This is a genomic window from Microcystis sp. BLCC-F209, from assembly GCF_041928595.1.
GTDB lineage: Bacteria > Cyanobacteriota > Cyanobacteriia > Cyanobacteriales > Microcystaceae > Microcystis.
Map to the genome: position 1 here is coordinate 1 of NZ_JBHFLL010000307.1, position 23,984 is coordinate 23,984.

General features: G+C 42.9%; 19 protein-coding genes. 5 read left to right on the top strand and 14 right to left on the bottom strand.

Features of this window, described 5'->3' with window-relative positions:
- From ACE1AQ_RS20085 to ACE1AQ_RS20110, 6 genes are all read right to left on the bottom strand, one after another.
- The coding region (locus tag ACE1AQ_RS20085) for a type II toxin-antitoxin system HicB family antitoxin (RefSeq protein WP_374809110.1) at window positions 1-149 on the bottom strand (149 nt) is incomplete at its 3' end.
- Window positions 150-160: 11 nt separating this feature from the next.
- The gene (locus ACE1AQ_RS20090) at window positions 161-349 is read right to left on the bottom strand and encodes a type II toxin-antitoxin system HicA family toxin (protein ID WP_016514488.1); all 189 of its coding nucleotides are present in this window, start codon (window positions 347-349) and stop codon (window positions 161-163) included.
- A 17-nt stretch (window positions 350-366) separates the two neighbouring features.
- Window positions 367-3,321: a tetratricopeptide repeat protein gene (locus ACE1AQ_RS20095; RefSeq protein WP_374809090.1), complete on the bottom strand. Its 2,955-nt coding sequence runs from the start codon at window positions 3,319-3,321 to the stop codon at window positions 367-369.
- A gap of 65 nt (window positions 3,322-3,386) precedes the next feature.
- Window positions 3,387-5,855 carry a CHASE2 domain-containing protein gene (locus tag ACE1AQ_RS20100; protein ID WP_110545803.1) on the bottom strand — a complete coding sequence of 823 codons (2,469 nt, stop codon included), beginning with the start codon at window positions 5,853-5,855 and terminating at the stop codon, window positions 3,387-3,389.
- A 15-nt stretch (window positions 5,856-5,870) separates the two neighbouring features.
- A complete protein-coding gene (locus ACE1AQ_RS20105; protein WP_110545806.1) occupies window positions 5,871-6,998 on the bottom strand; it encodes a DUF1822 family protein in 1,128 nt (375 codons plus the stop codon).
- Window positions 6,999-7,000: 2 nt separating this feature from the next.
- Window positions 7,001-8,248: an RNA polymerase subunit sigma-70 gene (locus tag ACE1AQ_RS20110; RefSeq protein WP_110545808.1), complete on the bottom strand. Its 1,248-nt coding sequence runs from the start codon at window positions 8,246-8,248 to the stop codon at window positions 7,001-7,003.
- Window positions 8,249-8,522: 274 nt separating this feature from the next.
- Here ACE1AQ_RS20110 and ftsH3 point away from each other — a divergent pair, with 274 nt between their 5' ends.
- Both ftsH3 and miaA read left to right on the top strand, forming a co-directional pair.
- Window positions 8,523-10,376: an ATP-dependent zinc metalloprotease FtsH3 gene (ftsH3, locus tag ACE1AQ_RS20115; RefSeq protein ID WP_002763074.1), complete on the top strand. Its 1,854-nt coding sequence runs from the start codon at window positions 8,523-8,525 to the stop codon at window positions 10,374-10,376.
- Window positions 10,377-10,951: 575 nt separating this feature from the next.
- A complete protein-coding gene (gene miaA, locus ACE1AQ_RS20120) occupies window positions 10,952-11,899 on the top strand; it encodes a tRNA (adenosine(37)-N6)-dimethylallyltransferase MiaA (RefSeq protein ID WP_106909032.1) in 948 nt (315 codons plus the stop codon).
- Here the strand turns inward: miaA and ACE1AQ_RS20125 are convergent.
- The 3 genes from ACE1AQ_RS20125 to ACE1AQ_RS20135 are packed head-to-tail and all read right to left on the bottom strand — an operon-like array spanning window position 11,841 to window position 15,173.
- Entirely contained in the window at window positions 11,841-13,247 is a 1,407-nt protein-coding gene (locus tag ACE1AQ_RS20125) for a DUF2079 domain-containing protein (RefSeq protein ID WP_110545810.1), read from the bottom strand. The genes miaA and ACE1AQ_RS20125 overlap by 59 nt on opposite strands.
- A gap of 15 nt (window positions 13,248-13,262) precedes the next feature.
- Complete coding sequence (locus ACE1AQ_RS20130) at window positions 13,263-14,117, bottom strand: amino acid ABC transporter substrate-binding protein (protein WP_008205768.1); 855 nt, start codon at window positions 14,115-14,117, stop codon at window positions 13,263-13,265.
- 18 nt (window positions 14,118-14,135) lie between these two features.
- Window positions 14,136-15,173 carry an AI-2E family transporter gene (locus ACE1AQ_RS20135; protein ID WP_110545813.1) on the bottom strand — a complete coding sequence of 346 codons (1,038 nt, stop codon included), beginning with the start codon at window positions 15,171-15,173 and terminating at the stop codon, window positions 14,136-14,138.
- Window positions 15,174-15,430: 257 nt separating this feature from the next.
- On the opposite strand from ACE1AQ_RS20135, the gene rsmG reads away from it, so the two are divergent.
- Entirely contained in the window at window positions 15,431-16,108 is a 678-nt protein-coding gene (gene rsmG / locus ACE1AQ_RS20140) for a 16S rRNA (guanine(527)-N(7))-methyltransferase RsmG (RefSeq protein ID WP_110544551.1), read from the top strand.
- Window positions 16,109-16,110: 2 nt separating this feature from the next.
- Here the strand turns inward: rsmG and cax are convergent, their stop codons facing one another.
- The 3 genes from cax to ACE1AQ_RS20155 form a co-directional block, all read right to left on the bottom strand.
- A complete protein-coding gene (gene cax / locus ACE1AQ_RS20145) occupies window positions 16,111-17,199 on the bottom strand; it encodes a calcium/proton exchanger (RefSeq protein ID WP_110544548.1) in 1,089 nt (362 codons plus the stop codon).
- Between the two features lie 48 nt (window positions 17,200-17,247).
- The gene (locus ACE1AQ_RS20150; RefSeq protein ID WP_008196429.1) at window positions 17,248-17,859 is read right to left on the bottom strand and encodes a YdcF family protein; all 612 of its coding nucleotides are present in this window, start codon (window positions 17,857-17,859) and stop codon (window positions 17,248-17,250) included.
- A gap of 157 nt (window positions 17,860-18,016) precedes the next feature.
- Complete coding sequence (locus ACE1AQ_RS20155) at window positions 18,017-19,501, bottom strand: site-2 protease family protein (RefSeq protein WP_008196431.1); 1,485 nt, start codon at window positions 19,499-19,501, stop codon at window positions 18,017-18,019.
- Between the two features lie 104 nt (window positions 19,502-19,605).
- On the opposite strand from ACE1AQ_RS20155, the gene ACE1AQ_RS20160 reads away from it, so the two are divergent.
- Together ACE1AQ_RS20160 and thiL are read left to right on the top strand one after the other, a co-directional pair.
- Entirely contained in the window at window positions 19,606-20,277 is a 672-nt protein-coding gene (locus ACE1AQ_RS20160) for a hypothetical protein (protein WP_008196433.1), read from the top strand.
- A 637-nt stretch (window positions 20,278-20,914) separates the two neighbouring features.
- A complete protein-coding gene (gene thiL / locus ACE1AQ_RS20165) occupies window positions 20,915-21,883 on the top strand; it encodes a thiamine-phosphate kinase (protein WP_110544546.1) in 969 nt (322 codons plus the stop codon).
- A gap of 3 nt (window positions 21,884-21,886) precedes the next feature.
- Here thiL and ffh read toward each other — a convergent pair whose 3' ends face one another.
- Window positions 21,887-23,323, bottom strand: a complete 1,437-nt coding sequence (ffh, locus tag ACE1AQ_RS20170) for a signal recognition particle protein (RefSeq protein ID WP_008196438.1) — start codon at window positions 23,321-23,323, stop codon at window positions 21,887-21,889.
- 170 nt (window positions 23,324-23,493) lie between these two features.
- Window positions 23,494-23,910, bottom strand: coding sequence for a hypothetical protein (locus ACE1AQ_RS20175; protein WP_008196440.1), 417 nt, complete (start codon window positions 23,908-23,910; stop codon window positions 23,494-23,496).
- Window positions 23,911-23,984: the final 74 nt, after the last annotated feature.

The window sequence follows — 23,984 nt, forward strand, 5'->3', positions numbered from 1 at the left end:
AAGGAAATATGACCTTTTAAGGCTTCAGTTGCCATTTTTTTCGCTTCTTCGATGGTTTCTCCTGCACTAATACAACCCGGAAAGTCATAAAATTGTACCCCATAATCACTATGGTTATCTTTATGAACGGTGGCTAAATAAGTAATCATTTATTTCTCCTTTATCGTAATTTAATACTGGCTTGTTTTTCGATACTGATTAGGGTTTTAAGGGGAATATCCTTTTTAGGGTGAGGAACAGTCACTTTCCCTTTTTTATGGGGATGTTTAAAATGATGATGACTTCCTGTTGTACCTACTTGATACCATCCCTCATCCTTCAGTTTTTTGATAATTTCTCGACTTTCCATAATTGATGATTTCTATTTCACCCCCCTAATTGCTGTAAAATCTGCATCACTTGTTCATAAGCAGCCATATTATTCTGTTGGCGGAATAATATAGCTGCTTGTTGTAGATCAATTTTTGCTTTTTCGGTTTGTTTTAATTCGGCATATAAAACACCACGATTGGCGTAAGCCTCAGCATGATTAGGATTAATTTTAATAGCTTTGTTCCAGTCAGCTAAAGCTAATTCGTATTTTTGTTGGTTAAAGTAAAGAATCCCCCGATTGTAGTAAGCCATAGCAAAATTACGATTAATGTCAATAGCTTTGCTGTAGTCAGAGAGGGCTAAATCGTATTTTTCTTGGAGACGGTAAAGAACCCCCCGATTGTTGTAAGCCTCAGCCAAATTAGGATTAAGTTCAATAGTTTTGTTGATGTCAGCTAAAGCTAAATCGTATTTTTGTTGGAGACGGTAAAGATTCCCCCGATTGTTGTACGCCTCAGCATAATTAGGATTAATGTCAATAGCTTTGCTGTAGTCAGCTAAAGCTAAATCGTATTTTTGTTGGTCATAGTAAAGAATCCCCCGATTGTAGTAAGCCTCAGCAAAATTACGATTAAGTTCAATAGTTTTGTTGATGTCAGAGAGGGCTAAATCGTATTTTTGTTGGTCATAGTAAAGACCCCCCCGATTGTTGTAAGCATAAGCATAATTAGGATTAAGTTCAATAGCTTTGTCGTAGTCAGAGAGGGCTAAATCGTATTTTTCTTGGAGACGGTAAAGACCCCCCCGATTGTTGTAAGCCATAGCAAAATTAGGATTAAGTTCAATAGCTTTGTTGTAGTCATCTAATGCTAATTTGTATTTTTGTTGATCAGAGTAAAGATTCCCCCGATTGGCATACCAAACAGCCCGGGGAGCGAGATTAATTGCCTGATTAATCGCCGCTAATCCCTCATCATAGCGTTTTAATTTATCTAATACTGCCCATTTCTCGTTATAGTGATTGGGGTTATTAGGAACCAGAGAAATCGCCTGATTAATCACCGTTAATGCTTGCTCATAATTTTCTCTGGCTTCTCTTTCTCTACCAGCACTTGTTGAGAAGTCACCTAAAAAGCGATAAACTACACTTTGCCGTTGTAAAATACTACTGTGAAACTTCTTTAAATTTTCCCGTTTAGGTAAGGTATTAATCGCTTGTTGCAAAGCTTCTATAGCTGGTTGATGTTCGCGTAATTCAAATAACGCTAATCCCTTCCCATACCAAGCTAAATAGACATTATCGGGGTCATTTTGCTTAATTGCCTCATCAAAGGCTTTAATTGCTTCCTGATCCCTTGCTAACCGCCATAATTGTCCCCCCCTTTGTATCCAAATATCCGCCTTCGCATTGGTATTAGGGACAATAACACCAGTAATCGCTTGAATAATTTCTTGTTGTTGTTGCGGACTAACTTGGGGTTGAGCAGTGGTTAATAATTGCGGTTTTACCTTCAATCTTTCTTGCAATCCGATAAAAGTGCTAATAGGAATCCCTAAACTATACCCTAACTGAATTTCCGTTACCCCTGCTGTTTCCGAACTTCCATGAATCCCTATTACTCTCCCCTGGGAGTCTAAGACTGCACCGCCACTCATGCCCCCAAATGTGATGCTGGTATAAACTAATTCATAGCCTTCGGTTAAAGAAGCAACACTTTGTAATGTTCCCCCTTGTTTATTCCTTAAAGGACTTTGGCGGGTTTGTAGTAATCCCCGTTCTTTCTCGTTAATTGTACCGCCACTAAACAACCATTTCGAGGGATTGTCGCCAATTTTGGGGAAGCCTGCGGCAAAAACAAAATCACCGGTATTTGGGTTATAATTCGCTATTTCCGCAACGGGATAATTGTCCAGGCTTTCAAACTGAAAAACTGCTAAATCTACCCCTTCCTGCCGGATGATGGTGCTTTTCTCGATGTTTCGAGTTTTGCCGTCGCTGGTGACGACGGTGTAGGTGTGATCGGCACATCTGGTGGTGCCTTTGATTTTTTCGCAGAAGACGTGATCGGCGGTTAAAACCGTGTAAATATTCCCTTCTTTAGCGATAATGACACCGCTACCGTTTCCACCGCTCGTACTATCGATCCGGACGGTGAAACCCTTCGCTTTCGTTTCTAATTCGGCGATATAGTCAGTAGGGGCGGTGGTTTCTATATCGGGGTTCACCGGCGGTAGGGGTAGGTTATAGGCGCTGAGGATTTCGGGACGGATGTAGGTTAATAGGGTATTGATAGAAATGCCCCAATTAACCGCTCTCATCTGTTGGATTTCTGCGTCTGTGGGTTTTGTGCCGTCTTCGTAGATGTAGTTAGAGAGAATCGGATGGGCCGATCGCCCGTTAATGCCGATTAACTCCCCATCGACAAAAATGCCGCCGCCACTCATTCCCTGCACGATATCGCCACTATAACCGACGCTGTAGCCATCCCGGAGGGGTCGATCGCTCACCTGTTCGAGGGTTCCCTTTGTCGTCCGATACTGTCCCGTTTCGGCAACATATCCCGCGGCCACCACTTCTAAACCGATGCTGTTTTGATTGATGGTAAACTTCGCGATGGTGGCGATCGAATATTCCCGGGTATCGCTAAACTCCAGCAGAGCGAGATCTTGATTCTCCGATAGGGAATTGGGGACAATGCGGGCCGCACGGCTGTGGCCGTCGTAAGTTTGTACCTGTAGGGTTTTTGTGTTGCGGGTAACGTGGGCGTTGGTTAGGACAAGGTAATTATCGCCTTTTTTAGCAATAATCGTCCCTGATCCCCGATTTGTCTCGCTAGTAATCCGAACGGTGACTCGTTGTAGGAATTGCTCCTCGGTAAGCTCCCGATCGCCCTGTGCCGTCAGAATGGGATGATTAGAAATATTTCCGGCAGCCGGGGTGACAAGGGTTAACCCGGGTTGAGGCAGTAGGGAGAAAAGAAGGATGAGGGCGATCGAAGGTTTGATCATGGCTGTTACCTAGCTATTTTAAATAGTAGAAAACGGGTTTCTCCGAGAAACCCGTTTTCTGTGCGTTACTCAACGGATTTAGTATAAGAACGAAGAAAAAAGAAGATACCGGAGGTGGTGAGAAGTGCGATCGCTGAGGGGATAATCGGAACCCAGAGACCGAAATAACTAAAGAGAAGCCAACCGATACCAGTAAGGGAAATCACAGCGATCACCACTGTCAAAAGTACCGTTTTTACCCGAAGAAAACGCCACGTTAACAATCCCCCCACCAGGGACCAACCCAGCACCCAGAAAGCCTCCTGTAGGGGATTCCAGAAAGCGATCGAGGTACGTTTTCCTGTCATTGTATCGAGAATTTGACTGACTGCGTGCGCGTGCAAATAAACCCCCGGAATTGCTTCCGATGGGTTGCGACTAAAGGGGGTTAAAAAATCATCGATCCCGGGTTCTGTTACTCCAATCAGGACAATTTTTTCCCGGACTGATTCGGGATTAAAACGCGGATCTAAAACCTGTTGGAGAGATTTTTTCGGGGCAATTTTTGTGATTGCATCGCTGCCATTATCGGCGATTCGACGGTAAGCGAGCATAACTTGACGGCCGGATCGGGTATCGGATTGACTGGTTCTGTAGGGGCCGCGGTTGGATTGTAGCCAGTCACCGAGATGAGTATCCCCGATATTAATTTCTAGAATTCCCCGCTGCAGTTTATTGCAGTCAAAATCTTGATTCTGGGATTCTAGATATCGTTTGGCAATTAGGAGACTAAAACTAGGAGCATAATCTTTAAAATTACAGGACATTGAGTCAACTTTGGCCAAAGAATCCGGGGGAAGACAGGGAGAGGTGCGATCGAGTTTTGCCTGATATAAAAAACGACGAATTCGGGGAACTCCGGCAATGGTTTCGTCTAGGACTATGTTACTAAAACCACTCTGATTTTTTGGCAGTTCCGGGGGTGGGGGAAATCCGTCCGGTTGCGGGTAATTATTGAACTTACAAATCGAGATAAAATTAGGAGTATTTTGTAATTGTTTGGCTAGGGGTGGATAATCTTGACTGGCAGCGATGGGACGGAGGATATCTAAGGCGATAATTTGCGGTTCGTAGGGCAGTAATTTATTTAAAAGCTGCGATAATGCTTCTCCTGCGAGGGAACGTTTTTGATCGCTTCCGGGTATTGTTGGTCTTTTCATACCCATGCGATCTTGATAGGCCCAATCTTGGCGATCGATGGTAATAATTAATAATCTTTCATCGGGTTTATCTTTGGGTTTTAGTTGCATCAGGCGATCATAAATATTTAATTCTAAGGGTTCTAAAATTCCTGTTTCTCTTATTGCCAAGACTGTCATCGTTACGGCTAAACCTAAACCGAAAGTTAGAGCAAATCGTCGCCAATTTTGTTGTTTTTGAGGGGAGTTACTGAAACTATGCCAAGTGGGGGGTTCTTCGGTGGGATTGGGGCAAACTACGGGCAGCCAACTGGCACAGGGATAGTCTTTTTCCCAGTCATCGTGGAGATTTTTTTGGGCTTCATGTACGGCGCTATAGAGAGATTTATTATTGGTAAAAGCGGTTAAAAAGTATTGCAGAAATTTGGGAGAAACGGGATCGGGTAATTTCTCGCGCATAAAGATTAGATGGGGTAATGCCATCCCTTTTTCCCGGGATAGTTGTTGTGCCAAACCGATACCATCACAGGAGTTAAATATCGCTAACTTTAACCCGTTTTTAGTGGCTTCTCCCAGGGAAAAGCTAAAATCAGCTATCTTTAATTTATGAGTTTCTGTTAGTTGAATTTCGCAATCTTGGCCATCTTCTGTACTGGCACTATGACCGCTAAAAAAGAGAATATTCCAAGTTTCTTGACGCAATAACTGATTTAATTTTTGCGGGTGGGGAGCTTTTTCCCAGATAATTTCGGCTCCTGCTTTTCCCGCAATATCGTCTAAGGTTTTGCGATCTTCTTCCAGAAATTTTAAGTCGGTGGCATAGCCTAAAATGGCTAAAATCCGAATTTTTTTATGATTTTTTAATTGTCTGGCTAAGGTATCGTATTCTGAGACAATAATGGCTATATCTGCGCCGGTATTTTGGAGAATTTCCCATTTTTCCCAGGGGAATCTTTGTAGCCAAATATTATCGGTTTGTACCCAGATACGAAAGTTATTACCAGAGCGCAGAATTGCGGTTTTAATCGGTTCAAATTCTGGGCTATTATTCAACCATCTGTTTAAGTTATCCTCAAATAATTTGGCTTTTTCTTGGCAGTTTTTAAAGACTAAACTCTGCTGAGAACTATTGGTAATTTGTTGGGGATTGCTATCTTTTAAGACTTTAAAAAATCCCTCTAATTCACTATAGTGACGTTGCCATTGACGGTAAAGAGTTAATAACTCTAAATTAGCTGGTAGCCTTGCTTTGATCACAGTTTGGGGACGAGAATTAAGATCGGGACGAATTTCTAATTTTACTTTAAATCCCCGATCGAATGTGCCATCTAGTTCGAGAGTTAGGAGTTTAATCATTAAGTTTTTCCTCGCTTATACTTGTAAATATTCGGTTACTCTTGCCGATTCTAAGGCCACTTCAATGAAGAATTTATCCCCCAATTCAGCATCAAATCGATAACGAATAAATTCATCGTTATCTGTGGCAATTACTTCTCGAAAAACCTGACCAGTTTCGGTGAGAATACTTAATTTTAAATGGGGGGGTAAAGTGCTTGTTTCTCCCGTGGGGTAAACAGTCGCTTGCAGGCTAAATATTTCTTGAGTTTTAGCGATAGTAATCATCAAAGCGAGGGAATTTCCGAGTAATTCTACTCCTAAATCTTTGATGCGTTTAATTTCTGTATTTTTGAATGCTGGAACCAGTGACAGTGAGCTAAAATCGAGTATACTTTGCCAATCAATGGGGAAATTATGGGCAAACCAATTGGTTAACTTGACGGGGGATTTTTGCCGACGGGTAATTAAAATTTTTCTCCAGTTACTATTGACGATAACTGCTGCCCATTCCTGAAAAGTAACGGCTTTTCTGGGAAAGATTAACTGAGGATTAGCTAAGATGTCTAGCAAGGTTGTCAATCTATCTAAAGATAGTTTTTCCTCCATCTTTTCCCGTTCAATCTTCACTGGTTGTAATTGACACTCTCCCCATAAATCTAAAGAATCTGATCCTGATTGCAGTTGATTTCTCGGTAGAGAGTAGTTAAGATTGCGCTTAATATATTGTCCTTTTTCCTTAATATCTTTATGGGTAGTAGAACCCCAAATTCTCAGATGACTTTCGGCAGTGTTTACCTGTACCGCTAGATAATAATCACCAATTAATTGAGGAATATCTACCCATTCTTGAGGAATTTCGATCGCTTCTAGATCCAGAGTTTCGCTGGCAATAACTATTACTGACTTTTCGCCTAATTTAACGGTAAAACCATTAACTCCTAGTTGCCAGAAATCCTCTTGATTTTCTACTAAGCTAACCCCAGGCATCCCTGACTGTAGATAGTTAAAAATAACTTGTTGACAGAGATAATTAATATAAAATCTCTGACGAATACTGGCATCAGTAAAACTGGCACTTTTTGCCCAACTTATCTCTTGAATATCTGCGGGTATTTCTAGCCAAATGCTATCAGGAGTTAGTTCTAACCAATCATTAACCATAATTAATCCTCCTGAGTTGTTGCGCTGGTTTGATAGTAGTATGTTAGCCATGGTTCTATTGCCTTACTAATAACTTCTCTATCGTGAGACTGGAAAGAAATATGCAGGTTTTCGCTGGCCCAGGGTAAAAACTTTTTAGCGAGGTGACGATAAACTTTATCCAGTTCCCTAGAAACCTGATATTGTTTGATAACCACCGTGGTGATTTCTGTAATCTTAGCGGCAATTGCCACTTGTCCCAACCCTGAACCATAAGTCATCTCTAGAATTAACTGAATTTGCGGATGCAGTTTTGCCTGTTGCGGCTGCTGACAAATCTGTGAAATTTCTGCCCCTAACCAAGCTAGAATTTTTTGGTGGTTTTGTTGCGACTCGCGAAAATTTTCCGCCGCTTCTAATTGCTGCCAAGGGGTATCATGGAGAGTATCTTCGATCATTTCCTCCCTCGTGCTACTTTCCTCACCCCCTAAAGGTTGCTGTAGAGAAATTGTTTTTCCTTGGGGAAATAAATAATCAAAAATAGCTTGTCCTGCATCCTTTAACCATCGGGTAATTGTCGCAGAATTGATTTTGATGGTAGAGTGGCTATCCGAGTTATAAGCAGCGGCGATTTTTTGCCAGATTTCTGGACTAGGTTCCTGAATTTTACCATCGGTTTTTATTTTTGCCTGGGCATAAATTTCTTTATAGTAATCCCAAGCTAAAAGGTAATTTTCGAGAGTTTCCCCCACTAATCCCCTCGCCAGGAGAGCTTGGCTGAGACGCGCTCCGGTAGAATTAAGTAGTAGGCTCCAAGTATTATGGCCGAATGCTTGACTAATCTGACGGATGCGATCGATTAAGCGATATTTAATCCTCTGAGTGGCAAAATTATCGAAGCGAGTGGAGAATAAAGGCTTAAAGTCAGCTAAGATAGCCTCAAAACCAAGAATTCCTTCGTTAAAGTAGTCTTCGATCTGATAATCCAGTTTAGCTTGATATTTTTGATAGATTTCGGCAGCAGCCCAGTAGCAAGGTTCCTGTAAATAAGCGTATAAATGCCCACGGAAAAGATGATTTTGGGAACCGTGATTCTGATACTGTTGCTGAAAGAATAGGGACCAATACTCCTCGGACTCGACATTAGGATCGATTGGGCCATAGCTTTCCATGTTACGACGCAAACGCCGATCGCAATTCCATTCTGTCCTATTTTGCTGCAAAACTAAAAAGCAACAAAACTTCTCCAGCAAAGTCTCTCGTTTTTTCATCTAGCTAGTCCCCGTGGAGGTCAACTAAACTCTCTATCGTTCCACTTGCAGCTTTTATGCAGTATTTTGGCATTTGCTTACTAAGTGATCTTACTCGGTCTAGGAGAGTCACATTGACATACTCCCCCAACCCCCAACAGCTAACCCCGATGGAGGACCAGAACGGGCATATTAAAAAAAAAACCTGTCCAGTGTTCCTGAGAAACGTTAACATAAGTTAACAACCCCTTAACAACCGATAAGATCATCCCCAATTTATCAGGAGTTCGACAGCGTGAACAAAAACGGTAATAACAAAAAATGGCGCAATGCGGGACTATATGCCCTATTGTTAATCGTAGTCCTTGCCTTGGCCTCAGCTTTCTTTGATCGCCAGCCAGCAGTGCAACAGACTTGGAAGTATAGTGAATTTTTACAGGAAGTACGGGAAGGTAAAGTAGAAACCGTGCGCTTAAGTGCCGACCGGCAACGGGCGATCGTACCCACCCAAGATGGAGCAAATGTATTAGTTAACCTGCCCAACGATCCGCAATTAATCAACATCTTGGCAGAAAATAACGTTGATATTTCCGTACTGCCCCAAAGAGAAGAAGGAGTATGGGTAAGAGCCTTCAGTAGCCTATTTTTCCCTATATTGCTTCTTGTTGGTCTATTTTTCTTGCTCCGTCGCGCCCAAAGTGGTCCCGGTTCCCAAGCGATGAACTTCGGCAAATCGAAAGCAAGAGTACAGATGGAACCCCAAACCCAGGTTACTTTCGGTGATGTGGCCGGGATTGAAGGGGCAAAATTAGAATTAAACGAAGTGGTGGACTTCCTCAAAAATGCCGATCGCTTCACGGCAATTGGGGCAAAAATCCCCAAAGGAGTCCTTTTAGTCGGTCCTCCGGGGACAGGTAAAACCCTGCTCGCTCGCGCAGTAGCTGGAGAAGCAGGAGTCCCGTTTTTTAGCATTTCCGGTTCGGAATTTGTGGAAATGTTCGTCGGGGTGGGTGCTTCTCGCGTCCGCGACCTATTTGAACAAGCGAAAGCGAATGCACCTTGTATAGTTTTTATCGATGAGATTGATGCTGTCGGTCGTCAACGGGGTGCCGGTTTAGGGGGTGGTAACGATGAACGGGAACAAACCCTCAACCAATTATTAACGGAAATGGACGGTTTTGAAGGTAATACAGGTATTATCATTATCGCCGCCACTAACCGTCCTGATGTGCTGGATGCCGCTTTATTACGTCCGGGTCGTTTTGATCGCCAAGTGGTGGTGGATCGTCCCGATTACGCTGGCCGTAAGGAAATCCTTAATGTCCACTCCAGAGGCAAAACTTTGGCCCAAGACGTGGATCTCGATAAAATCGCTCGTCGTACCCCCGGTTTTACCGGTGCGGATCTGGCTAATTTGCTCAACGAAGCCGCAATTTTAGCGGCACGTCGCAATTTAACCGAGATTTCTATGGATGAGATCAACGATGCGATCGATCGTGTTCTAGCAGGTCCTGAGAAGAAAAATCGCGTCATGAGTGAAAAACGCAAAACTTTAGTTGCTTACCATGAAGCTGGTCACGCTTTGGTGGGTGCTTTAATGCCGGATTACGATCCCGTCCAAAAAATTAGTATTATTCCTCGCGGTCGCGCTGGGGGTTTAACTTGGTTCACTCCCAGCGAGGATCGCATGGAATCCGGGTTATATTCTCGCGCTTATCTGCAAAATCAGATGGCTGTAGCTTTGGGGGGTCGTTTAGCGGAAGAAATTATCTTCGGTGAGGAAGAAGTGACTACGGGTGCTTCTAATGACCTGCAACAGGTGGCACGAGTAGCGCGGCAAATGGTAACTCGTTTCGGCATGAGCGATCGCCTGGGGCCAGTGGCCTTAGGTCGTCAAAATGGTAATGTTTTCCTAGGTCGTGATATCGCTTCCGATCGAGATTTCTCCGATGAAACTGCGGCAGCTATTGACGAGGAAGTGCGTAACTTAGTGGAACAGGCCTATCGTCGCGCTAAAGAGGTTTTAGTCAATAACCGCGCCATCTTAGACCAGTTAGCGCAAATGTTAGTGGAAAAAGAAACCGTGGACGCGGAGGAGTTGCAAAATATCCTCGCTAATAACGATGTGAAAATGGCGGCTTTAGCTTAAGTTTTGTAACATTTTCTTGACAAACAGCATCCATCAGGGTGCTGTTTTTTTTGATAGCTGTTAATCGGGTGCATCTCAATTTTTGTCAATCCCACACAGAGAAAACGGGTTTCTCGGAGAAACCCGTTTTCTACTCATGTAATTTGGGATTTTTAAGCGGAAACTTTCTCCTAAAGTTGATTCAAGGTAGGGTTGATTCAAGGTAGGGTTGATTCATGAATCAACCCTACCCAAACCCCGAAGCGCATTAGTTTTTCGGTGGGATGCTTACAGATAGCTGCTGATATATCTGTAATAATTTAAGAGTCACTGATAATTAATGTGGGATGTACCCCTGTTAATCAGCTTCACAATACCCAGTTTAAATGCGTCTTAAGTAGGGAGGCACAATTATTTGTAGGATGGGTTAGCGGTAGCGCAACATGAGCGGACGTTGGGTTTCATGCTTCAACCCAACCTACGTTGATCTTATATTTAATTCCACCCACCCACTTAGCTTAACAGTCCTGTCTTTTCACTGATTACTGATTACTGATTACTGTTCACTGATTACTGATTACTGTCATGTAGCGTCGATGACTACTTCCTCTTTACCTATTTTAATTGTTATTTGTGGGGCAACTGCCACAGGAAAATCCAGTTTGGCACTACAATTGGCCGAAAAGTTTAATTCAGTAATTCTCAGTGCCGATTCCCGACAAATCTATCGAGAATTTAATATTGGTACCGCTAAACCTAGCTTAGAAGAATGTCAGCGGATTCCCCATTATCTAATTGATATTTGCGCTCCTCAAGATAATTTTACCCTAGCACAGTACCAAGAACAGGCTGAGGATTTAATCACCACTCTCCACTATTCTCCTCTGTTTTTGGTCGGTGGTACGGGACTTTATATCAAGTCCATTGTCAAAGGTTTAAAAATACCGAGGGTTTCTCCTCAAGCGGATTTAAGACAGCAATTACAAGCTTTAGGACAATCCTATCTTTATCAAATTCTGACCCAGGTAGATGAGGAGGCTGCTAAAAAAATTCATCCCCATGATCAGGTAAGGACTTTACGCGCTTTAGAGGTTTTTTATCTGACAGGAAAACCTATCTCTAGTCAGCAGGGAGAAAACCCTCCCACTTATCCAATTTTACAAATTGGTTTAGATTGTTCCCCAGAAAGTTTAGACAAGCGGATCACTGTTCGTACTGATCAAATGATTGCAAAAGGATTAGTAGCAGAGGTGCAGAATTTGGGGGATAAATACGGTTGGGATTTGCCACTTTTGCAGACTTTGGGTTATGCAGAGATTAAGCAATATCTCCTCGGAGAAATTTCTTTAGAACAGGCGATCGATTTAATTATCCTCCATACCCGTCAATTTGCCAAACGTCAGCGCACTTGGTTTCGTGCCGATGCTGATATTATCTGGTTTCCCATCGATAAAGAAAATTTATTGGAATTGGTGGAACGAAAAATTATTTTGTTTCTTGAGGGGTTGTCAAGGCCCGATATAAAAACACATCATCCTGATTAAGGATTAACTGGAAGTTCTCATTTTGATTCAGTTTATTTAAGTGATCATCAATTAGTTCTGGTGAACTAGACCAACCGGGATGACGGCGATCGAGTAGGATATAATTAAATTGATTTAAATCTAGGGATTGGGAACCTTCGATCGCTAATTTGATCATTTCTCGATGGGTAAGATGGGGGGCAATTCTAGAAGTAGTCAAGACACTCTCATTGGTGGTAATTTGGGTGAGAGCTTTTTGGGTGGCGGACCAAGTATCGAGGGAATTTAAATACAGTGACCAAAAATAGCCGTATTTAGCTAAGGCAAAAAAGGCAATAATTGCCCAAGTAATTATCCATTTAGGCTGCTTCAACCAGCTGCTATTATGGGCTAAAGTGGCGATAACCGCTAGAAATAAAAAGGGCAAAATTGGCAGGGAATATTGAGTCGTTAAGTTTTTTTGTGGGGCATGATCTGCTAATAAATTTAAAGCGAGTGCGGGAATAGCGGCAATTATTGGGGCAGAATAGCGCCAGGATAAACCCCAAACTAAGGGAATAATTAATAGGATGAGGTATTCTAGATTGTTGCCAGTAAAGATTTTTCCTAAGACAAGATCGGGTTTGAGGAAAAGATTAAAGATAATTGCTGGTAAACTATCTCCTAGATAACTATATCGAGAATCGGCCATTTCGATAACTGCTGATTTTCCTGTCAGGAGAGGAATTAATAATTTCGTGGTGATAATAAACCAAAGAATGCCGCTAATAATAGCAATTATTCCTGGGATTTTTTTCTTTTCCCAGAGAAGTAACCAGATACCCATTCCCAACAATGTTAAAGAGAGAATTGCTTTACAACCGAGAATAACAATGATTCCTAGAAAAAATCCCCAGAGATTATTTAATCTTGCGGCCAAAATTGTCCAAAAAATGGCTGGCACTGCGATCACTTCAGGATGAAAATCAAAGAGATTAACATTAAAAATTAGGGGATAGAGCAGATAAACTAAGGCTAATGTATAAGCTTGTTTTTCTTTTAATCCCGCTTGTATTGCCAATTGCCAGAGGGGAAAAGCGGCAAGGGAAAGGGAAAAAGCTTGCAATAAAAGCAGCCAATAAACGCTCGGATAAATTTTATAAAGTAAGGCTATAGGATAGAGAATAAAAGCGATATGATCGCCTAAAATATGGTAGTCAACAAAAGATATAATCGGTAGTTTACCTTGAGAAATTAGGTAAACTCCCTGATCAAACCAACCAAGATCGAGAGCATTAGATTGAAATAAAATATGTCTGATGCTGCTGCAAATAAACAGGATTATTGTAGCGCAACCAATTAACCAAAATAAATAATTTTTTTTGAGCATAATCGTTAAGTTTTACTAGGATTTTTCGGGATTATTACGACAATACTGCCAGGTATCTCTAAAATAGGAAGCAACTTCAGTAAACCATGCTTTAAAAATATTTCTGTTCTCACTGGTGACGATAACCCCATTAATAAACTCTTGCCATTGGGGATCATTAGCGGGAAGAATGAAACCATAATAATCACAATTTAAAGGATTGCGGGGTATAAGTTGATAATCTTGTTCTAAGGATAAACCGAGAATGACAGCTTCTCCAATTAGCAGAATGCCATCACTAGCAAAAGCATCTATTCTATTCCTTCTTAAACTTTGGATACCCCGCAGTCTTCCCGTCACTCCTTGAAATTCCTGATAGGTAGCAAGAGGATATTTTTGTCTTAATAATTCTTGAGTGCTGGTATCTCGCAAAACTCCAATACTTATACCTTCTAAGGACGAAGAAAAGTTAAAATTATCCTGATTATCACTCCGAACTAAAAACTGAGTTCCCGTCACAAAAAAAGGACGGGAAAAACTGACACCATTGGGTATATTTTTTCTGATACTATTCGGACCACACTCGAAATCAACGGTTTTATTTTCCAATAACTGGAAGCGATTAAATAAAGTTGATTTATAAATTTTGACACTGATGATTCGGAGGTTTAATTTATGCTTGAGTTCCTCCCTGAGCAATTGGATAAAATCTAAGCATAATCCCTGCAAATTATTATTACTATCTCGATAGCCAAAAGGAATCGCATCTTCTCTCATAGCTACTTCTAATAATCCCGTGCGTTTAATTTTTTCTAGAACCGTTTCAGACTTAGCTGGGAGAGCAGCAAAAACATTAGATAAAATAACGAGAGTAAGAATAATTAATTTCATGGTTTTTGCCGAGATTATTTAAGATTTGTTATGGCCGTGATCCCATTGATCTAAAATGTCTTTGAATAATAATTCATCTAACCATGTTTTTACTACCACTGTCAAAGGTAAAGCCAATAATAAACCTAAGATGCCAAACATTTGAGCAAAGAAAATTTGAGCGATTAGGGTAATTGCCGGTAGTAAAGATACCTGTTTAGCCATGACAGTGGGTGTCAGCAAATAACTTTCGACATTTTGGATAATAAAATAGAGAATCAGAATAGCGACAATTTTCCAAGGTGCATCGATAACAGCAATGAGGATCGGAAAAATCACACTAGCAGTCGGTCCGATATTAGGGATAAAATTGAGCAATCCTGCTAGGATAGCATGAACGAGAACTAGATTGATTTGTAAAACAAAAAGACCGAACCCACTGAATAATCCTACCATAGTTGAACTAATGGCAATTCCCAACAACCAATTACCTAAACCCGCTTCCGACAGGGTAAGAATTTCCTCGGCACGACGACGATAGAAGTTAGGAAATAATTTTAAAAAAGCTTGTCGATAGGGTTGGGGGTTGACTAACATCATCATTGCTAACACCAGCACGAATAATAATTGCAAAATGGCCGCTACTGAGTTAGAAAAGAAAGTAAAAAAGTTACTAAAAACAAAGGTTCCTAAAGGTTGTAACTGCTGGACTAAATCACTTAAATTAGGCAGCGATGGCAACCAATCAAATTGGAATTGTTGTCGCCATCGAATCGAGTTATTACGGACTAAATCCCAAGCTTTCGGTAAAAGTTCAATTAATTTTTGAAACTGTTCGATAAAGGGGGGAACGATAATTATAAAAAATAAAATCACAATTGCTAGACTCGTCAGCAGGGTGATTAAAATAGCCAAACCCCTTTTAATCCCCAATCTCTGCAATCCTTTCACACATCTATTTAAGGCTACGGTAAACACGATCGCCATAAAAATCAATAATAACAGCTGTCGAATCTGCCACAATACATACAGAGCCATTATTAAACAGATAAACCCCAACCACTGACCAAATTTCACAACCTTGATTTATCCTATCGGGACAAGTTTTATCATACAGCAGTCGGGAGGCGGTCGGCGGTCGGCAGGTTTTAGGTGTTGGGGTTTTGGGGTGTTGGGGTTTTAGAGTGTTGGGGTTTTTAGTTGAAATTACCCACTTCCCCATTCCCCCATTTCCCCACTTCCCCACTTCCCTATCTCCCCCACTTCATAATTCATAATTCATAATTCATAATTCCCACACCCCACCAACAAACTTTTTTAGCAAACCCGAATTAATGATCCTTCCTGAATTATTTGACCTTTGGCAAGAAACCCTAGAATGGCAACCCGATGGGGCCCAACAAGCGCGATTTCAACAACTTTATGACTTGATTTTAGAGGGTAATCAACGTTTTAATCTCACTCGAATTACCCAACCAGAGGAGTTTTGGGAAAAACATCTTTGGGATTCTTTATCGGGTTTAGCTTGGTTGCAAAAATCCCAGCCGGATCTATTGACAAAATCCCTATCAGTCATTGATTTGGGGAGCGGGGCCGGGTTTCCGGGAGTGCCAATTGCGATCGCATATCCCCATTGGTCGGTGACTCTCTTGGATTCCACCCAAAAAAAGATTAATTTTCTTGAAGAAGTTATTGACAAATTAGAGTTAAATAACACGAAAACTCGTTTAGGTCGGGCGGAAATCGTCGGGAAAAACCTTAAACATAACTGTGCTTACGATATCGTCTGTTTGCGAGCGGTAGGTAATGTGGATATCTGTGTTAACTATGCTTTGCCTTTCCTGAAAAAGACCGGAATCGCTATTCTCTATCGTGGTCAGTGGTCCGCGCAGGATAGTTTAAGTTTAGAGGAGAATCTAGGGAAAGCTGGCGGTAAAATCCTCGAAATTGCCAGTTTTACCACTCCCTTAAGCCAAAGCATCCGTCATTGTCTATATATCTCTAAGGGATAACTTTAAGCGGTGAGAGGATGGAAAAAGAAAGCCAAGGCCAGGATAGCATAGGTAGCTAAGAGTAACATTCCCTCTAACCAATTTGATCGCCCATCACTACTAATCGAATTAGCCAACCACACCGCTACAGCCACTGCTACCAACTCAAAGGGATTAAAATTTAGATCCATAGGCTGACCGATAATATAACCCATGATAACCAAAACCGGAGCCACAAACAGGGCGATCTGCATACTGGAACCGACGGCCACAGATACCGATAGATCCATTTTATTCTTAAGAGCGACGGTGACAGCCGTAGCGTGTTCGGCCGCATTACCGATAATAGGCAAAAGAATTACCCCAGTAAACAGCGCCGTTAAACCTAGCTGTTCCGTAGCCTCCTCTAGGGATGCCACCAATAACTCTGATTCTACGGCCACGGCGATAGTAACGATCAATAAAATCAAAGACCAAAACCAGATTTTCGGCCTTGCGGTGCTTTCTCTGGTGCTTTCCTCCTCGATACCGGCAACCCCAACATCGTAGAGATAGGTGTGGGTTTTCATGGAAAATAAGAGACTTAAACCATAGACGAAAATTAACACCGCTGCCACGGCCACCGATAGACGTTGCAGGACTGCTTCCCCGACTCCCGTGGAGGTAAATTCCACCGCAGTGGGTAAAAGAATCGCCACCACCGCCAAATTCATGGCCGAAGCATTTAAACGAGCGGTTATCGGTTGAAATTCCTGTTCTTTGAAGCGTAAACCGCCTAAAAACATCGATAATCCCATAACTAAGAGTAAATTACCGATAATTGAGCCAGTAATCGTCGCTTTTACCACATCGATGAACCCTTCCCGCAAAGCGACATAGGCAAGAATTAATTCTGTGGCATTGCCAAAGGTGGCATTCATCAAACCGCCAATATTTGGCCCGACCACCACCGCAATCGCTTCGGTGGCTTCCCCCATATAGGCCGCTAGGGGGATAATGGCTAGACAAGCGGTGATAAAAACTACCGTTCCGCCCCAGTGTAACACCGAACCGGCGATCGATATAGGCACAAAAATCAATAGGATGGCGAAAATGATATTTTTGCTTAACATAAAGTGGGTAATTTTGTCAAGATAATTTTATTTTGATCGGATCGGGAACTAAAGGGGACTGGAATCGGATTCTAGCCAAAATTCCCCAGTAGAACCAGTTATTATCCATAATATTGCCCTAAAACCATCTCTGAGCGACTTTTCTAGGGGTTCGGGGGGTGATTGGGAGGGAACAGTCACCGGTTTAATCATAATTCCGCGACTACCAAAAACAATTTCTCCCACTAATCGCGCCCTTCTCATGTGATTATCGGAAGTAACCAGATAGACACTATCAATACCTCGGGCTTTCAGTTGATCGGCTAGGCTAGTAAAGTTAGTGACAGTATCTCGCGCATTGTAATCGAGATGGAGACGTTCTGGAGAAATTCCCGCTTTTTTAAAAATCTTTCTCACATATCGTCGCGGACTACCGGAAGACACCCAAATCGGTAGATCGGGATATTCCTTAGCCAATTTTGCCGCAAAACGTTCTCGATCGGCATGACCTCCCAAAACAAAAATCGCTTCTGGTTTTAGCCACTGCTGACGTAAATCGTAGTATAACCAGCCTAAACTCGCCAAAATTAGCGGAATAGCCAGCAATTTTAACCTAGATTTGCCTAACTTCCCTTGCGGAGAAACTCGCTTTTTTCTGCGAGAATTAGCCTTGAGAACCATATATCAGTGATCGGTGAGCGGTTGTCAGCCTTCAGCTTTGTGGATTAAAGTGATCGAGGGTGAGGATCATCGAACTCACATTGACGTAGGAGATAGGGATTTTATTCCCCAACTGACCGATAATTTTTCTGGAACTCAGGTGGATTGATGCGGTTGCTTACATCCCCCACCAACGGGCCACCGCTTCGGGAAGGGGTAGCAAAATACTTAATAACAAAGTCAGGGAAAATAGACCTAATAAATCTCGTTTATTATCCAATTCCGTCACATCATTTAAAGCCGGTTGATCACTGACTGGCATTAATAAGAGAATAATCGCCCAGAGTAAAAAATCCGGTTGCACTAGGGCTAAAATAAACAGGAATAATCGAGTTAATTGACCGATAATTACGGCGGTTTTCTGTCCATACATGGCGTGAACAATATGACCACCATCCAATTGACCCACGGGCATTAAATTTAGGGCTGTAACGATAATTCCCACATAACCGGCCACCGCTAAAGGATGTAAATGGATGGCTTTTCCCGCGATTAAATTACTGCCGAGAGCTAGTTTAGCTACGATAGACAAGAAAAAAGAAAACTGCGGATTTAAGGCCTGAAAATTTAATAAACTGCTTTGATTAGTTAGGGGAACTATTTCCGAGAGGGATAACCCCCAAAACAGTAGAGGAATAGCGATAATTATACCCCCCAAAGGACCGGCCACCGCCACATCAAATAAAGCTTTGCGGGTGGGTACAGGCGATCTCATTTGAATAAAAGCCCCGAAGGTGCCTAGGAAGAAAGGAATGGGGATAAAATAGGGCAAAGTAGTTTTAATTTTGTATTTAACTGCGGTCAAATAATGGCTGAATTCGTGCAGTGCTAAAATAGCAATTAAGCCCAAACTGTAGGGTAAACCTTGCAATAATAAACTAGAATTATTTTCTAATTGTTGGGTCGTAATGCCACTTAATCCCGCACCGACCACTGTGGTGGTTAAGATAGTTAATAACAATAAACCCAGGGCAAGAAAGGGGCGAGTAACTTTTTCAGTTTCTATAGTTTCTGTTTTTTGCTGCCAGGGATTAGCCACAAGAGCGAAAAAAGGTTGTCCCTGAAAACTTTCTTGGAAAAGCAATAAAAAGCGATCACCAAAAACCTTTTCCACATTGTTTTTAATCACTTGATAAGCTTCTTCAGGAACCGCTCGCAATTTCCCCCGACAGAGAATTGCTTGGGGACGATAATCGATATTTTGCAGATAATAAATACCCCAAGGAAAACAATCTCTTAGGGATTTTTCCTCTTCGGCAGTGATCGGTTTTAAATCACTTTTAGGTGCGGGATTATCAATATTTTCTAGGACTAAATTCGCTTGTTTCCGTGGTGATGGGGGGCCTTCTTGGGGAGTAACCCGACCCTTCTGTACTAGCCACCAATACAAGAAAGGGCAGATCACAAAGGGACCGATGAGCAGAAATGCTGGCATGGGGGTATCCTCTCCATAGATTAACGTCCAGCCCGTCCAAATTAGAGCCGGAGTCATCAGGACTAACCAAATTAACCATATTGGTGTTGTCGTGATTTTGGCCACGCTACGCTTGACCATAAAATAAGTGAAACCACCAAGAATCCCTAATAACAACCACATTTCCATATCGGCTCTTTTCTCTTGAATAAAAAGCGGCTAATTTCAGCCCGCCCGGTCATCGATCGTGCTAAGTTATAAACCGCATTGATTGTGATTTGGATAGGCAAACCATGCGATCGGAAACCGAATCGTCTCCTTTAGAGGTTAGCAAAACCACAAAACCCCCTCGATTAATTCTAGAAGGTTTATACGCTTTCTCGCCTAATCGGGAAACCCTAGGGGGAACCTCTTATCTTATTGTAGAAAATACCGGCAATATTCTGGTGGATTGTCCTAGCTGTGAGGAGAGCGAGCGAGATTTTCTCCGAGAAAAGGGTGTCCGTTACCTATTTTTTACCCATCGCGGGGGTCAGGGGAAACAGAGCGATTCTCTGCAAAGTTTACTTGATTGTGAGATTATTCTACAGGAACAGGAAGCTTATCTGCTTCCTCACCGTCAAATTACCGTTTTTCAGCAGCAAATCCAGTTATCTCCCACTTGTAGCGGTTTTTGGACTCCTGGCCATTCTCCCGGCTCCTCCTGTCTCTACTGGAACCGTCATGGGGGGGTTTTATTTACCGGTCGTCATCTTCTCCCCGACACTAAGGGTCAACCGCAACCCCTACAGACCGCGAAAACTTTCCACTGGCTGCGGCAATTGCGATCGCAAGAGTCCATTTTAGACCGTTTTAGTCCAGAAACCCTCTCCTATCTTTGTCCGGGAGCTAATACTGGCTTTTTGCGCGGTCGGGGAATTATCGATCGCGCCTACGAAAAAATCAGCGCCAATCCTCTTAACTAGGGTTTGCGGCAAAAAGTTTTTCATGGGGGCAGGGTGTGGGGTGTGGGGTTTTACCGATTTTCATGTGGTCGTACTAAATCCGGTTATTAAAAACTGATTATTTATTCTCCGTTTGGCATGAGTGCCTCTCCTGATATGTAGCCTATACTCAACGGATGGCCGTATCACTTCCGATTTTACCACTCAATCCAAGCTTTTGGGGGGTTCTACCCCCCAAACCCCCCGTTGGGGGCGTGGCGCCGCCCCCAAACCCCGGAGCGCATTAGTTTTTCGGTGGGATGCTTACACGCAGCCGCTGACGCATCTGTAATAATTTAAGAGTCACTCCCCTTGCAGGAGTGCCTCTCCTGATATGTGGCCTATACTCAAGGGATTTAGTATGATTGACGAATTTGCGTTATTTCAGTTTCTATTTTCCAGTCAGTCAGGAGTTTCAGGCCTTGTTGCCCTGCTTTTTTGTATCAGCTTGTGTACGACAAGAAGGATAATGCAAGGTTTTTGGCTCTCTTATTCTTTGTGTGGTCAGTTTAACTTATATAGTAGTGATCGATCTCTGTGTCCTTTGTGTCTCTGTGGTTTGTTCCGCACCTAAGAGAGCCGACTTTTTAGAAGCTGTATCGTTCAATTCCCAGAAATTATGAATTTAACCGTTAAAGACTTGGGTGAACAGGGATTGCTACCGATTCTGCAAAAATATTGTCCTGCGGAGATTATCGGTGATGATGGGGCGATTTTATGCCTCAAGGATGGTTACTCTCTCGTTGTCACCACTGATGTTTTAGTTAATAACGTCCACTTTAGCGATCTTACTACCTCTCCCGAAGATGTGGGCTGGCGAGCGGCGGCGGCTAATTTATCCGATTTAGCGGCTATGGGGGCAGAACCCCTGGGAATTACGGTAGGATTGGCTTTAACTCCCAATCTAGCCATCGATTGGCTAGAAGGACTCTATCGGGGTCTTAGCTCTTGTCTGCAAGTATATCAGACGGCGATCGTTGGGGGCGATGTCTGTCGGGCCACGGAAATTAACATCAGTATCACCGCCCTGGGACAAGTGGCAAAAAATGAAGAAATTAGACGTTTTAACGCAAAAGTTGGCGATAGTATCGTTATTACTGGTTATCACGGTTTATCGCGGGCCGGATTAGAGTTACTCTTTCACCCTGAAACCGGGAGGAATTTAAATTCCGCCCAAAAAAAGCGATTAATCCAAGCCCATCAACGGCCGCGACCGAGACTTGATTGCATACCACATTTACAAAAAATTGTCAAGCAATTTCCCATCGCGGGCATGGATAGCAGTGACGGGTTAGCAGATGCCATCATGCAAATTTGTCGCTGTAGTGGGGTTGGTGCCGAAATCGAGAGGATTCCCCTGCATCCAACCCTGAAAGAATATGTAGGAGCCGAAAAAGCTCTAGAATGGGCTTTATACGGCGGTGAAGACTTTGAGTTAGTTTTGTCTTTGCCCCCGGACAGTGCCAGAGAATTGTTGGAGAAAGTGGGGGAAGAGGGGGCGATAATCGGTCAAATTGTCCCCGGGAGAGAGATAAAATTAGCCGATGGTAGAAACCTCAGTTTAAGCTCCGGATTTCAACATTTTTAGCCTCTATAAATCGCCAAAACCTTTCTTTTTCTTGATTTTCTTCGGTTTTTTCGGGCTGCCACCCTGACCGCGGAACCCCGGTTGATTGCCACCCCCAAACATTCCGCCACCCATCCCAGGCATCCCCGGCATAGCGGGCATTTGTCCCCGTCCCATCTGTTGCATCATCGATCGCATTCTGGTGAAATTAGTAATTAGTTTGTTAACTTCCGTTTCCGGATGTCCCGAACCTTTGGCAATGCGACGACGACGATTAGGAGACTTAGCCAATAAATCGGGGTTAGCGCGTTCCTCCGTGGTCATGGAATTAATCATCGCTTCCGTGCGTTTTAACTCTTTTTCGCCCTTTTCGATGTCTGTCCCGCTCAGTTTGCCTAGACCGGGGATTAACTTGAGGACTCCCCCCAGGGAACCCATATTTTTTAACAGCCGCATCTGTTTGAGGAAGTCATTAAAATCAAACTTAGCCTCTAAAATCTTGGCCTGCATTTTGGCTGCGTCTTCTAGGTCTAACTGTTCCTGAGCTTTTTCCACTAGCGTCAGGACATCACCCATATTGAGGATGCGACTGGCAAGGCGATCGGGATAAAATGGCTCTAAAGCTTCTACTTTTTCGCCAACCCCAACAAATTTAATCGGTTGTCCCGATATTTGCCGCACTGATAGGGCCGCACCGCCGCGAGTATCGCCATCAAGTTTGGTAAGAATCGCCCCCGTGATGCCGATTTGTTGGTGAAAAGTGTTGGTAAGACTGGCCGCTTCCTGACCGGTCATCGCATCCACCACTAATAAAGTGTCGTCGGGCTTGACAATTTTCTTGATTTGTGCTAGTTGGCCCATCATCTGGGTATCTATTTGCAAACGACCGGCGGTGTCGATGATAACGGTATCTACGCCCAATTCTTTGGCTTTTTCCACACCTTGACGGGCGATATCGACGGGATTAGCCTGAGAACCCATCTCGAAGACGGGAACATTTATCTGTTTACCGAGGGTGATTAATTGGTCAATGGCCGCCGGACGGTAAACATCGGTGGCCACCATCAGGCAGCTTTTGGACTGTTTGCGGAGATATAGGGCTAATTTGGCGGTGGCGGTGGTTTTTCCCGTCCCTTGCAACCCGGCCATTAAAATTACGGTGGGGGGTTTATCGGCCTGAGCTAGGGGAACGTTGCTTTCCCCCATAATTTTAACTAATTCATCATAGACAATTTTGATAAATTGCTGACCGGGATTGACTCCGGAAATCACTTCAGCGCCGAGGGCTTGTTTCTCGACCTCAGCAATAAATCCCTTGACTACCTGTAGGTTAACATCTGCTTCTAATAAAGCCCGCCGGACTTCTTTGAGGGTTTCTTGTATATTGGCCGAGGAGATTTTATCTTGACCTCGTAATTTTTTCCATGCGTCTTCTAAGCGGTCGGCCAGTGCGTCGAACATAGTTTCGGAATTAAATTTTTAACTAGATCGATTTTATCTCAAATGTCGGGGGAAGACCCCCGTTCTTACCCTGTCATTAGTCTCGGACTTGCATGGTGCGGCCAATCTCCCGGTGTGGGAGAGTGAGCAGCGGGGAGAAACAATCGATAATTGGGTTTTTAAAGTGCGATTTACCTACTAGCCACTCCTAAATCCCGCACTTCTAACTTTTGATTGCTCAAAAATAGTCGTAATTTTAATAAACTGAGAGTTTGACCGAGATTGAGGGGAAGGAGGGAAATGCCTTCTAACCGCGATTGTAACCAACCATCGCCCCAATACCATTCGTGATAGCCATCGATACCTTGACTCAAAAGCAAGCGTAAACACTGGTCATTGGCCAGTAAAACCTGATGTTGTACGGGAATTAAACCTAACCAAGAGGTAAAAGTCAAACCTTCCTCTAATTTATCGGGTAGATTGGGCGAGAGCATTTGCGGCCACAGCCATTGACGGAGATGAGCAGTTTTGAGCAAACTATCCCGGATAGCCTGTTCACGGGCCGAGATTTCGATACGCAGCTGACTTTGTTGAAAATTGCCGAACATATTGTTGTCTGATAATTTTTGTTAAGTTAGTTAAAGAATAACTAAAAATCGGGACAGCGTTTTCCAAGGATAAC